The organism is Deltaproteobacteria bacterium (genome assembly GCA_026712905.1).
Taxonomy (GTDB): domain Bacteria; phylum Desulfobacterota; class Binatia; order UBA9968; family JAJDTQ01; genus JAJDTQ01.
Genome location: JAPOPM010000174.1, coordinates 1 through 13,225 on the forward strand (window position 1 = coordinate 1; position 13,225 = coordinate 13,225).

Annotated in this window: 10 protein-coding genes; 6 read left to right on the forward strand and 4 right to left on the reverse strand. The window is 65.6% G+C overall.

Annotated elements, in window-relative coordinates; translation table 11 throughout:
* The 4 genes from OXF11_14450 to OXF11_14465 all read right to left on the reverse strand — a co-directional run.
* Positions 1-199, reverse strand: a 199-nt coding sequence (locus tag OXF11_14450; GenBank protein MCY4488296.1) for a hypothetical protein, incomplete at its 3' end; no start/stop codon positions are given.
* 112 nt (positions 200-311) lie between these two features.
* Positions 312-1,697, reverse strand: a complete 1,386-nt coding sequence (locus OXF11_14455) for a UbiD family decarboxylase (GenBank protein MCY4488297.1) — start codon at positions 1,695-1,697, stop codon at positions 312-314.
* A 13-nt stretch (positions 1,698-1,710) separates the two neighbouring features.
* Positions 1,711-2,700 (reverse strand): LLM class flavin-dependent oxidoreductase, encoded by a 990-nt coding sequence (locus OXF11_14460; GenBank protein MCY4488298.1) that lies wholly within the window; start codon positions 2,698-2,700, stop codon positions 1,711-1,713.
* Between the two features lie 179 nt (positions 2,701-2,879).
* Positions 2,880-5,150 carry a xanthine dehydrogenase family protein molybdopterin-binding subunit gene (locus OXF11_14465; protein MCY4488299.1) on the reverse strand — a complete coding sequence of 757 codons (2,271 nt, stop codon included), beginning with the start codon at positions 5,148-5,150 and terminating at the stop codon, positions 2,880-2,882.
* Between the two features lie 180 nt (positions 5,151-5,330).
* Between OXF11_14465 and OXF11_14470 the strand changes: the two genes are divergently transcribed.
* From OXF11_14470 to OXF11_14495, 6 genes are all read left to right on the forward strand, one after another.
* Positions 5,331-7,064, forward strand: a complete 1,734-nt coding sequence (locus OXF11_14470) for an ABC transporter substrate-binding protein (GenBank protein ID MCY4488300.1) — start codon at positions 5,331-5,333, stop codon at positions 7,062-7,064.
* A 109-nt stretch (positions 7,065-7,173) separates the two neighbouring features.
* Positions 7,174-8,106: an ABC transporter permease gene (locus tag OXF11_14475; GenBank protein MCY4488301.1), complete on the forward strand. Its 933-nt coding sequence runs from the start codon at positions 7,174-7,176 to the stop codon at positions 8,104-8,106.
* A 10-nt stretch (positions 8,107-8,116) separates the two neighbouring features.
* Positions 8,117-9,010, forward strand: coding sequence for an ABC transporter permease (locus OXF11_14480; protein ID MCY4488302.1), 894 nt, complete (start codon positions 8,117-8,119; stop codon positions 9,008-9,010).
* Positions 9,011-9,020: 10 nt separating this feature from the next.
* A complete protein-coding gene (locus OXF11_14485; GenBank protein ID MCY4488303.1) occupies positions 9,021-11,147 on the forward strand; it encodes an ABC transporter ATP-binding protein in 2,127 nt (708 codons plus the stop codon).
* Positions 11,148-11,288: 141 nt separating this feature from the next.
* A complete protein-coding gene (locus OXF11_14490; protein MCY4488304.1) occupies positions 11,289-12,311 on the forward strand; it encodes an amidohydrolase family protein in 1,023 nt (340 codons plus the stop codon).
* A 167-nt stretch (positions 12,312-12,478) separates the two neighbouring features.
* A complete protein-coding gene (locus OXF11_14495) occupies positions 12,479-13,225 on the forward strand; it encodes an iron-containing redox enzyme family protein (GenBank protein MCY4488305.1) in 747 nt (248 codons plus the stop codon).

The window sequence follows — 13,225 nt, forward strand, 5'->3', positions numbered from 1 at the left end:
AGGGGCGCACGTCCACTTCCACGTCGATGCCGTTCTTTTCAAAGATTCCGGCCATTTCCCCGGCCAGATACAGCATGGAAATGACGCTGTTCCGCCCGGCGGTGACCTTGATCTTGTGGAGATCCTGGGCCGCGGCCTCGATGGCCAGGAAACTCACCAGCACGATCGCCAGCAAAGCTGTCCGTGTGTAGCGTCGCATTGTCTTCCTCCTTTGAACTGGTCGCCGGTTTCGGCAACGAACGCATTCCCTCTTCGGGAAGCGCGAGAAACGAGGAATACTAGTTCGTGGCCCGTTCTTTGTCAATGGCGGATCAGGGTTTCAGATACTCTTTCAGGTCCATGTTCCGCCACAGTTCCGGGTCCGGCTCGATCCGGGTCTCGAACTCTTTCTCCACCGTCCGCGTCGCGTCGATGACCAAGTGCGTGGTCATGGGGCCGCGGCCCGTGCGCGCCTCGTTGTAGGACACCGGGTCGAGGTGCGCGCCCTTGACTCCGGGCATGATCAGCAGGTCCTGGTCGGCCACCATCCGGGTGCTGATGGCCCAGGCCACCTCGCGCTCGTTGAACACGTCCACGTCGTCGTCCACCACCACCGCGGTCTTGCCATAGTTGTCGGTGGACACCGCCACCAGCCCGGCCTGCTTGCCCTCGCCGGGGACACGCTGCTGCAACGAGACGTACGTGCCCAGCCAGCCCATGATGTTCACCGCCTTGAGGGTGGGGAATTGGGATCGCAGGCGGTCATACATGCTCATCTCCGCGCTCACGTTGGGCGCCAGATTATGCTCGATGTGGGCGGAGTCCAGATGATGGTAGATGGCGTCCCGGCGCATGGTAATGGCGCTCACCTCGATGACGTAGCAGGGCTTGTCGCCCACGCCGTAGTAGCCCAGGTACTCGGCGTAGGGGCCGTCGGTGGACATGGTGGCGGCATCGATGGTGCCCTCGATGACGATCTCGGCCTGCGCCGGCACCGGCACGTCCACGGTCTCGCCCTTGACCACCTCCAGCGATTCCCCGAGATAGCCGCCCATGAGGTCGAACTCCACCACCCCCTTGGCCTGGGAGGCCTGCAGCACGGCGGAGTGGTGACCGATGACCAAAGCGATCTCCATGGGCCGTCCCAGTTCGGCGCAGCGCCGGGCGATGTAGGCGCCGTCATTGCCCGGATTGATCATGCAGCCGAGGCGGTTCCGGCCCATGACCAGGTGTCGGTAGATGCCCGCGTTGGGGACACCGGTGTCCGGCCACCTGGCGATCATGAACCCGGCGCTGATGTACTTGCCCGCGTCCAGCTTGGAATTGTGGATGATGGGCAACATTCCCAGGTCCACCTCGTCGCCGATGAACTTCTTCTCCTTGATCGGCGCCCTGTCCTCGTCCACCCACACGGGATCCTCTCGCTGGGCCAGCTTCTTGCGCAGCACGTCGTAGATCTCCAACCGGGTCATGCTGCGCGGGTCGCAGCCGAGCCCCCAGGCCAGGAGGTCGAAGGAACCGAACATGTTGGTGACCAGCGGCAACGAGCTGCCCTTGACCTCCGGGCAGTAGATCACCGGATTACGGCCCTCGGCCGCCAGCTTGTGCTGGATGATGCCGATTTCCAGGTAGGCGTCCAGCGGCTGGGTCACCTCGACGTAGTTCTCGGGTCCGGTCTCCCGCACCGCCTGAAGGAAAGTCCGAAGATCGGGGTTCATATGACAGTCTCCATCATCGTGTGCCCTGTACGAGAGGCAGGACCTCCTCGACGAAACGGCGGATCTGCGCCAACTGGTCGGGCCCGGTGAAGCGCAGCACCGGTGTGCTGATGCCCATGTCCAGCCACTCCCGCAGCAACACCGCGCACTCCTCCGGCGCGCCGTAGGCGAGCCAGGTGCGGATGACCTCGTCGCTGGGTGGCGCCAGCGGGTAGTATTCCTGGAAGTAGTGCTTCGACTCCTCGTAGGCCACCCGCTTGTCCTCGTTGATGTTGATCATGCCGTGGATGCAGGTCTCGAAGCCGCTCAGGTCGCGCCCCTGGCGCTCCGCCGCTTCCTGCATGAAGTCCCAGCGCCGGCGGAACTCGTCGGGCGCCACCACGTCGGTCATGTAGCCGTCGCCCAGCCGGATCACGCGCTCCAGAGCCCGCTCCACCAAGGGGCTCCCTTCCAGGGGCCGCCGCGGATTCACGGCGATCCAGATGGGGCAGGGGCGCTGCACCGGCTTGGGCAGGATGTCGTAGTCCTCCAGGGTGTAGAATTCGCCACGGTGATGCACCTTGCCGTCGCTCCACATTGCCCGCAACAGCGCGATTCCTTCCTCCAGTCGCGGCGCCCTCTCCTTGGAGGTCTGTCCGAAGGCGCGCAACTCGGGCTCGTGGCCGCCGCCGATGCACGCGCCGAGAACCGCGCGGCCGCCGGAGACGTGGTCCAGGCTGGCCCACTGGATCGCCAACTCCACCGGATGGCGCAGCGGAAACGTGGCCATGCAGATGGTGCCCAGCCGCACCCGGCTGGTGCGCGCCGCGAGGTTCGACAGCATGACGATGGAATCGAGCCGCGGCTTGTGGATGAAGCTGTCGCCCACCCACACGGACTCGAAGACGCCGCATTCCTCTGCCAGGGCGGCCGAGGCAAAAAGGTCGTCCACGGTCGTCAATCCGAACAGCACGCCGCGGTTGGGGAGGCTGAGTCCCCATCTTGTGGGCAGATTACGCATCATCGATCACCGTCGCCAACGTCCCGAATCCTCACCCGCGGAACAGGCTGTGTCAATACTCAACTCGGATGAGAATGGTTGCCAACCTCCCGAATCGTCATTCCCGCGGAAGCGGGAATCCAGGGGTGGAGTGGGTAACCTGCACACTAGCCCACTTGAAAGGAAAAACCTGAAGAAGCGCTTCATGCGCGCTCCTTCAACCCCCGCCAGACCCGCTCCGGCGTCATGGGCAAGGCTTTCAGGCGTACGCCGACGGCGTTGTAGATGGCGTTGGCGATGGCCGGGGCGGCCGGGCCGAAGGGCATTTCGCCGATGCCCTTGGCGCCGTAGGGGCCGTCGGAGGGGTCGCCTTCCAGGAACTCGCTTTCGAGCCGCCGCGGCATGGTCCGAAAGGTGGGGAGGCGGTAGTCCACGAAGTTCGGGTTCAGCACCTGCCCGCCGTCCACCACCAGGTCCTCGTAGAGGGCGAAGCCCAGCCCCTGGGTGAGGCCACCCTCGATCTGGCCCTGGATGCCCAGCGGGTTGATGGCCTTGCCCACGTCGTGCACGGCCAGGTAGCGGAGCAGTTCCACCGTTCCGGTCTCGGTGTCCACCCGCACCTCGGCCACGTGACAGCAGGCGGCGATGACCGGCGCCGCCGCCTCGTAGTCGTTGGTGACGAACCGGGTGGCCTCCTCGTCCACGAAGGCGCCCTTGCCGATGATGAGCAGGCCGCGCCGGTCGTAGGCCTCCCGTACCACCTCGTCGAAGCTTACCTCGCCGCCGGGCTCCACCGTCGCCGCCACACGGTCGTTGTCGAATCTCAGCGTGTCCGGAACGGCCTGCAGCATGCCGGCGGCGACCTCCGCAAGGCGCCGGCGCGCGTCGGCCGCGGCCGCGGCCACGGCATTGCCGCATACGAAGGTGGTGCGGCTCGCCCAACTGCCGAGGTCGAAGGGAATGACGTCGGTGTCGTTGTGGAAGATGCGGACCCGATCCACGGATACGCCGAGTTCCTCGGCGGCGATCTGCGCCATCACCGTGCGGGTGCCCGTGCCCGTGTCGGCGATGGTGGCGATGATGCCCACGGTGCCGTCCCGGTCCACCCGGACGATGGCCTCGGTGGAGTTCTGCCGGTAGTAGCGCAGCCCGGCGCCGGTCTCGGACAAGACCGCCATGCCGATACCTGTGCGCGTGGTGCCCGCCGTGCTCTCGGCGGTTCCTTTCGTGGGCCGCATCACCTCGGCGGCACGCTCCAGGCAGGCGCGCTCGCACGGACGATGCAGGTTCGTCAGCCGGATCTCCACCGGATCGATGCCGAGGCGTTCCGCCATGGTGTCCAGGAGGGACTCGAAGGCGAAGGTCTTCTCCGCGTGGCCGAAGCCCCGGAAGGCGGCTCCGGGGGGCTTGTTGGTATAGATCAGGCTGGCATCCACCGACGTGGCGGGGTGATGCCGGTGGTAGCTCGAGAAGAAGGTCATGGTGATGAAGTTGATGGTGGAGACGCCCTTGTCGTGGTACGCGCCGTTGTCCCCCAGGACCTCCAGGCTCTTGGCGCGGATGACTCCGTCGCGGGTGCAGCCCAGCTTGAGCCTGAAACGGTAGGCGTAGCGCGCGCCGGCGCAGCGGAACTCCTCGTCCCGGGTGTTGACGATGCGCACGGGCCGGCCGCCGGACTTCCGGGACAGCACGGCGCCGATGGGCACCATGACGTTCATCACCAGGCGGGAACCGAAGCCGCCGCCAGTCTCGGGCTGGATCACCCGTACCCGCCGCTCGGGAATGCCCAGGGTCCGGGCGATCTCGGCCCGCAGGGTGTGGGGCGCCTGGGTCTGGTGCCATACGGTGAGCTCGCCGGCGGCGCCGTACTGGGCGATGCAGCCGCGCGCTTCCATGACCGCGTGGGACTGGCGCGCGGTCTCGAACTCCTCTTCCAGCACCAGGTCGCAGCCGGCGAAGGCGGCATCCACGTCGCCCTCGGCCTTGTGCACCTCGTAGGCGAGGTTGCCGTCGTCGTGGACCGTGGGGGAATCCGGAGACAGCGCCGCCTCCAGGTCCAACACCGGCTCCAGGGGCTCGTACGACACCTCGATGAGCCGCGCGGCCTCCTCCGCGGTGGCTTCGTCGAGAGCGGCCACCGCGGCCACCTCGTCGCCGGCGTAGCGCACGGTGCGCCCCGGACCGCACAGCGCGGTCTTGTCCGCCAGCTCCGGCACGAAGCTGAACTTGATGTCCGGCATGTCCCGCGCGGTGATGACCGCTACGACCCCGGAGAGGCGCTCGGCGCGGGTTGTGTCGATGTCGAGAATGCGCGCGTGGGGCAGGGGACTGCGGCAGATCTTGCCGTAAAGCATGCCCGGCGCCTGCAGGTCCTCCAGGTACCGTGCTTCCGCGGCCACCTTGACCGCGCCCTCCAGCGCCGGGGTCGAATGCCCGATGATGCGCGGACTGCTTCTCTCTGCCGGTCTTTCCATGGAGAAAGAATCGCAGAAATCCGGGTTGCATTCCATAGCGAAGGTGGCTTAGGTTGACGGTTTCGCATGCTTTGGTCTGCCGGGCCGCGGAGAACTGGAACAGGTGGTCCGCGCTGGCGTCGTCCCACGATACGTGTGCGGCGGCCCGCCCGCAGTCGAGTTCAACAGGAGGTTATCGTCGTGAGTGACAAGAAGATACTGAGCCGTGACAAGCGGCGCTATCTATTGCCGTCCGAACGCGCCCTGGGCGCCGAGACCCACAGCTACCTGCCGGAGCTGTGCGACCAGCTTCGCACGAGCAAGATCACCCGGCGCGATTTTCTGCGGCAGGCGGCGCTGCTGGGCATGACCGTGGGCGCGGCCTATGTCACCGCCGACAAGCTCATCGGTGGCGCGTTCACGCCGACCGTGGCCGCGGCGACGCCGAAACCCGGCGGGACCCTGCGGGTGTCCATGCGCATCCAGGAGGTGACCGACCCGGCGAAATTCGACTGGACCGAGAAGTCCAACGTCGCGCGGTTCCTCGTGGAGCACCTGACCCGGACCAAGGCGGACAATACAACGGTTCCCTACCTTGCCAAGAGCTGGGAGGCGTCGGACGATCTCAAGACCTGGGTGTTCCATCTCCGGGATGACGTGACCTGGTCCAACGGGGACAAGTTCACCTCCGCCGATGTCGCGCACACCGTCAACCGCTGGCTCGATCCGAAAACCGGTTCCTCCAACCTGGGACTGTTCGCCGCCATGGTGGAGACCGTGAAGGGCGCCGACGGGAAGCCGCTGAAGCGCGGTATCGCCAACGCGGTGGAGGTCATCGACGACCACACCATCAAGTTCAACCTCCGACAGGCAGCCCTGGCCATGCCGGAGAACTTCTACAACTATCCTGCCGCCATCGTGCACCGGGGCTTCGGCAAGGACTACGAGGCCGACCTCTCCAAGAACCCCATCGGCACCGGCCCGATGAACCTGGAGGCGTTCGCGGTGGGCGAGAGGGCGATCCTGAAGAAGGCGCGGGACTGGTGGGCGGGGCCGTTCCACCTGGACGAGATCCACTATTTCGACCACGGTGAGGACACCAACGCCTGGATCGCGGCGCTGGCGTCGCAGCAGGTGGACATGGTCTTCCGCCTGCCCAACAACGCCATCGACACCGTCAAGCGGCTGCCCTTCGTGGAGCTTCACGAGGCGACCACGGCACAGACCGCGGTGATGCGTTTCCGCATCACCGAGAAACCCTTCGACAACCTCAAGCTGCGTCAGGCCATCGCCGCCTGCATGGACCACAAGGAGCTCCTGGACAAGGCGTTCAAGGGCCTCGGCCAAGTCGCCGAGAACCACCACGTGTGTCCCATCCATCCGGACTATGCGCCGCTGCCGCCGCTCAAGCGGGATGTCGAAATGGCCAAGAAGCTGCTGGCCGAGGCGGGTTACAAGGACGGCATCACCGTCGAAATAGCCAACGGCGATACCGAGGGCCCCTGGATGACCGATGTCTGCGCGATCTTCAAGAACCAGCTCGCCCCCGCGGGCATCAACCTGAAGATCAACAAGATGCCGGCCAACCAGTACTGGGAGGTGTGGGACAAGGCGCCCTGGGGCTACACCGCGTGGACGCACCGACCTCTCGGCACCATGGTTCTCGGGCTGGGCTACCGCTCCGGCGTGCCCTGGAACGAGACCGCTTACAACAACCCCAAGTTCGACGCCGCTCTCGACGACGCCGAGGCCACCCTCGACGTCAACGAGCGCAAGAAGAAGATGGCCGTCTGCGAGAAGATCCTCCAGGACGACGCCATCATTCCGCAGCCCTTTTGGCGCTCGGTCTTCAAGGCGGCCAACAAGCGGGTCAAGGGGCACCAAACCCATCCGACGCTGTACCACCAGTTTCACAACGTGTGGCTGGAGGGTTAACAGGCTACGCCGCGGTGGCATGGGCAGGGGCGGCCGGCCGGTCGCCCCTGCCTTCCCCGGCCGGAGCGCGTACGCCGGCCGACTCGCCTGCTGAGCAGCGGAGACGGATATGTCACAACTGATTCTGCGGCGCGTGGGCATGATGCTCCTCATCATGCTGGTGGTGGCGCTGCTTCTCTTCCTCATGAACGAGGGCGATCCCCGGCTCATCGCGCGCAGTGTCCTCGGGCCCTATGCCCAGGACCAGCAGCTCGACGCGTGGATCGCCCAGCACGGCTACGACCGGCCGATCCTGGTGCGTTATGTCGATTGGCTCGGACGCGTCCTGACCGGCGACTTGGGCGACTCCATCATCTACAAGCGGCCGGTGAACGAGATCTTCTGGGACCGTCTCGGCAATACCGGCATCCTCGCCGGCATCACCTTCGTCGTCATGGTCATAGTGGCCCTGACCCTGGGGGTGCTGGCGGGCATGAAGGAGGGCTCGACCCAGGACCGGGTGATCTCGGTCTTCTCCATCACCACGACCTCGATCCCGGAATACGCCAGCGCGGTGCTGCTCGCCTGGATCTTCGTGTTCGTGCTGGGATGGCTGCCGGGGACCTCGTCCATGACCGGGGGCTTCAACATCGTCGAGCTGATATTGCCGGTCATGGTGCTGACGCTGTACGGTTTCGGCTATGTGGCGCGCATGACCCGGGCGTCCATGGCGGAGGTGATGACCAACCCCTACATCCGCACCGCCATGCTCAAGGGTCTGCCGTACCGTCACATCATCATGAGGCACGCCCTTAGGAACGCGCTGATAGCGCCCTTCACCGTCATCATGCTGCAGATCAACTGGCTCTTGTCCGGCGTGGTGGTGACGGAGTTCGCCTTCGGCTACAAGGGCTTCGGGGCGCTCCTGCTGGAGGCGGCGCTGCGCCGCGACATCTTCGTCATCGAGGCGTGCGGTCTCGCGGCGGTGTTCGTGGCGGTTTTCACCCAGACCATCGGCGACGTCGGGTACACCTACCTGAACCCGCGGATCCGGTTCAAGTGAGGAGGGGAGCATGGCTACAAACGCTGACGACACCCCTCTCGTAAGACCGGATTCGACCATCGTGAATTTGGTCAAGGCCGTGGCTCTTCTGCGCGAGAGCCCGGTGGGCTTGATCGGCGCGCTCATCGTGCTGCTCTTTGTCCTGCTGGCGATCTTCGCGCCGCTGGTGTCGCCCTTCGATCCCAACGCCACGATGCTGCCGTTCGCCTTCCCGGGCACGGCCGCTCCGGACGGCGGGGTATTCCTCCTGGGTACCGACCACCTCGGCCGGGACATCCTTTCCCGAATCATCTGGGGCGGCCAGCGGGTTCTTTTCTACGCCACGGCGGCGACGGTGTCGGCTTACATCGTCGGCATCATCATGGGCCTTGCGGCCGGCTACTTTCGCGGCTACCTGGACGAGATCATCTCGTTCTTCGCCAACGTGATCCTGTCGTTTCCGATCATGGTGCTGTACGTGCTGATCATCGCCAAGCTGGGCGCGTCGGGCCTGAACATCATCTTCGCGGTGGTGTTCGCCTCCTCGCCGGGCATCATGCGCATCGTGCGCGGCGTCACCATGGACATCGCCACCCGCGACTACATCGCCGCGTCCCAGACCCGCGGCGAAGGCCCTTGGTACATCATGCTGGTGGAGATCCTGCCCAACGCCCGCAGCCCGCTGATCGTCGACTTCTGCCTGCGCATGGGCTACACGACCATCACCATCGGCGCGCTGGGGTTCCTGGGCCTGGGGCTGCCGCCGCCCGACCCCGACTGGGGCGGCATGATCACCGAGACCCGCGCCTTCGTCACCGGCGGGTTCCCGTACATGGCGATCATGCCCGCGTGCGCGGTGTCCCTGCTGGTGCTGGGGTTCAACCTGCTGGCCGACGGGCTGCGGGAAGTATCGTTGAGGGATTAGGAGGAACGTGATGGCGGATCACAACGGCGGGGGCAACGGAGGCGGCGAGGCGCCGGTTCTCGATATCTCCGGCCTCCGGCTCAGCTACTACACGCGCGCCGGGGAGATTCCCGCGGTGATGGACTTCGACCTGACCATCGCCAAGGGCGAATCCGTCGGGCTGGTGGGCGAGTCCGGGTGCGGCAAGTCCACCGTGGCCAACGGCATCATGCGCTACATGGGAAAGAACGGCGGCATCGTCGGCGGCACCATCAAGTTCCAGGGCCGCGACATGGCGGAGATGACCGAGGATGAGATCCGGAGGGTGCGCGGCAAGGACATCGCCATGATCTACCAGGAGCCCATGGCGGCGCTCAATCCGAGCCTGACCATCGCCGCCCAGCTCATGGAAGTGCCCATGATCCACGAGGAGGTCAGCGAGGAGGAAGCGTTCCAGCGCTCCTTCGACATGCTGTCCGCCGTGCACATCCCGGACCCCAAGCGCCTGATGGACTCGTACCCGCACCAGGTCTCCGGCGGCCAGCAGCAGCGCGTGGTCATCGCCATGGCGCTCCTGTCGCGCCCGGCGCTGCTGCTGCTGGACGAACCCACCACGGCGCTGGACGTGACCGTCGAGGCGGGCATCGTGGAGCTGATCGCCGAGTTGAGCAAGGAGTCGGGCACCTCGCTGCTCTACATCTCCCACAACCTGGGCCTGATGCTCGAGGTGTGCGACCGCATCTGCGTGATGTATTCCGGCGAGGTGGTGGAGGAGGGGCACATCAGCTCCATCTTCTCCTGGCCCAAGCACCCCTACACCCACGGTCTGTTCGGCTGCATCCCGCTACCGCACGCCGACAAGAACGCGCGTCCGCTGGCGGCCATCAAGGGCCAGCTCCCGCTGCCGCACCAGCGCCCCAAGGGCTGCTACTTCGGGCCGCGCTGCGAGTTCTTCGAGGCCGGGCGCTGCGACAGCGACCACATCCCCATGGAGGAAGTCTTCACCGACGACGACGATGCGCACCGGGTGCGTTGCCTGCGCTGGAACGAGATCGACCCCGACGAAGCGCGAGCCGTCGAGACGACGCGCGAGCCCATCGAGGTGGGCGACACCGTGCTTGAAGTCGACAACATGCGCAAGTACTACGAGGTCAAGGAGAGCACGTTCGCCGCGCTGGTCTCCGGCGGCTCGGCGCGCCAGGTCAAGGCCAACGAGAGCATCAGCTTCGACGCCGGGGAAGGGGAGACCGTGGCCATCGTGGGCGAATCGGGCTGCGGCAAGTCCACCTTCGCCAAGGTCCTCATGGGGCTGGAGACCGCCACGGAAGGGGAGGTGCGCCTCGACGGCACGGATCTCGGCAGCATCGAGGTCAAGAAGCGCACCCCCGAGCAGCTCGCGTCGCTGCAGATGGTGTTCCAGAACCCCAACGACACCCTCAACCCGTCGCACTCCATCGGTTACCAGATCGGCCGGGTGATCAAGCGTTTCGGCATCGAGTCCGATCCGGCGAAGATCCAGGACAGGGTCCACAAGCTCCTCGACACCGTGAAGCTGCCGCGCGACTTCGTCCACCGCAAGCCCCGCCAGCTATCAGGGGGACAGAAGCAACGGGTGGGCATCGCGCGCGCCTTCGCCGGCAACCCCAAGACCGTCATCGCGGACGAGCCCATCTCCGCCCTCGACGTGTCCGTGGCCGCCGCGGTGACCGAGCTGCTGATGGACATCCAGCGCGAGCACCGCACCACGCTTCTGTTCATCAGCCACGACCTGTCCGCCGTCCGCTACCTCGCCGATCGCGTCGTGGTCATGTACCTGGGCCAGATCATGGAGCGGGGCGACACGGACGAGGTCTTCGCACCGCCGTACCACCCCTATACCGAGGCGCTGCTGTCGGCCGTGCCCATCGCCGACCCGGAGGTGGAAAAGCGCCGCATCGTGCTGGAAGGCAATCTCCCGAGCCCCCTGGATCCACCCAAGGGATGCCCGTTCTCCACCCGCTGTCAGCGCAAGGTCGGCAGCATCTGCGACGACGAGCCGCCTCCGATCCAGCTCGACGGCGAAGGCCACAGCATCGCCTGCCACATTCCGTTGGCGGAGTTGCGCGAGGTGGAGCCGGTGATCACCATTCCGGCCCGGGATGCGGACGCGACCGCATGACAGAGTCCGACAAGGGCGTTCTACGGGCGGGTCTCGAACCCGCCCGTTTCCCGTGAAGTGATTTGCATTCCGGGCCGAAGGTGGTAGCTTTGCCCTGTTGAATGACCTGCCGACAAGGACACCAAACCGGGGGAGAAGAACATGGGTAAGATCGATCCGTCCGTCAAGGTGATCGACGCCGACGCGCACGCGCGCGACAACGACGATCTCGTCAAGCCCTTCCTGGGCGAGGCCTTCCAGAACCGGCGTCCGCCGTTCATTCCACGGGAAACCTATGACCGCAACCTGGGCGGGACGCTGGGGCACTCGGGCGTCAAGCACGAGGAACGGCTGGCGGCCATGGACACCCAGGAGATCCACACCGCGGTCATGTACCCGACCAGCGGACTCGGCATCGGACACATTCGCGAGCCCAACTACCAGACGCAGTTGTGCCGCGCCTACAACGAGTTCATCTCCGACTACTGCAAGGCGTCGCCACGCCTCAAGGCGGTGGCCAACTTGCCCGTCAACGCGCCCGCGGCGGCGGTCGAGGAACTGCGCTACGCGGTGCAGGATCTGGGACTGGTGGGCGGCATGATGGCGGCCCAGGCCCACAGCAAGAACTTCGGCTCGGCCGAGTTCTTTCCGCTGTACGAGGAAGCTCAGAAGCTCAATACGCCGCTGGCGATCCACGCCTTCGGCGGCGACGAGCCGGGCAGCGAAATCTTCGATCAGTTCATCTCCATCCACACCACCGGCCACCCGTTCCCGGTGCTGCGCCAGCTCACCGCGATGATCTTCGCGGGCGTTCCCGAGATGTACCCGGAACTCAAGCTCGGGTTTCTCGAGATCGGCTGCGGCTGGATCCCGTACTGGTCCGACCGGATGGACGAGGAGTGGGAGAAGCGCGGCGCGGTGGAGGCCCCCGAGTGCAAGCACGAACCCAGCCGCTACATCACCAGCAAGAACGTCTATTACGGCTGCGAGCCCGACGAGAAGACCATCGGCTACGTGGTGGGGGAGATCGGTTCCGAAACCATCATGTACGCCTCGGACTATCCCCATTGGGACATGAGCTGGCCGGAGTCCGGCTCGCTCATCTGGGGGCGCGAGGATCTGTCGCGGGAAGCCAAGGAGAACATACTGGGGAACAACGCCAGGCGCTTTTACGGCCTCGATTGAGGGAGGCGAGTGGGGGCGCCAGCCGCCCTGAACGGTTGCGATGACGGCGGCTTTCCAGTAACTAGTCTATTTCGTTGAAGCGTGAGCGCCGATCCCGATGTTGCAGGACGCGACATCGGGATCGGCCACATTCAACGGGAAACCAATCCAACGAGGGAGCAGATTCGATGCCACTTTCCGGCGAAGCGTTCGTCAACGAGATACACGAGGCGGTGCGCGCCAAGCATTCGAAGGACAACCCGCTGATCGGGATGATCGAAAGGGGAGAGCTGGACCGCGCGGCGCTCAAGGGATTCGTGGGGCAGTTCTACCTGTTCTTCCCCAAGCCGTTTCCCAAGCCCATCGCCACCATGCTGGGGCGCTGCCCCGAGGACCCCGAGCTGGAGAGGATGTGGATCGAGAACGTGGTGGAGGAGGGCACCGGCGAGATCTCCGGCACCGACAGCCACCGCGGCCTCTTCATCCGCTTCGCCATGGCCTGCGGCTACGACTCCAAGGACGAGCTGGACGCGGTGCAGCCCCTGCCCGAGACCTCGGCGTTCCTCGACTGGCGCGATCTGCTCATGTACCAGCGCTCGTGGCTTGAGCTGTACGCTTGCCAGGGGTTCTGTCTGGAAGGCACGGCCAGCGAACGCATGAGCCGCATCGTCACCGGGCTGACGAGCCACTACGGTTTCGACCGGGAAAGCGACGACATCCGCTACTGGACGCTCCACATGGGGGTGGACGAAGAGCACATGAAGGTGGGTCCCCTGGCCGTGAGCCGGTACGCGGTCACCGACCAACAGCAGGAAGTGGTGCGCCAGTCGGTGCAGAAGACCCTGGACCAGTTCTGGCTGGCCTTCGACGGCATCAAGCGCGCCTTCGTCGACAAGGATGCCCTCTACACGGCGTGGCGCAACGGCGCCGCCTGA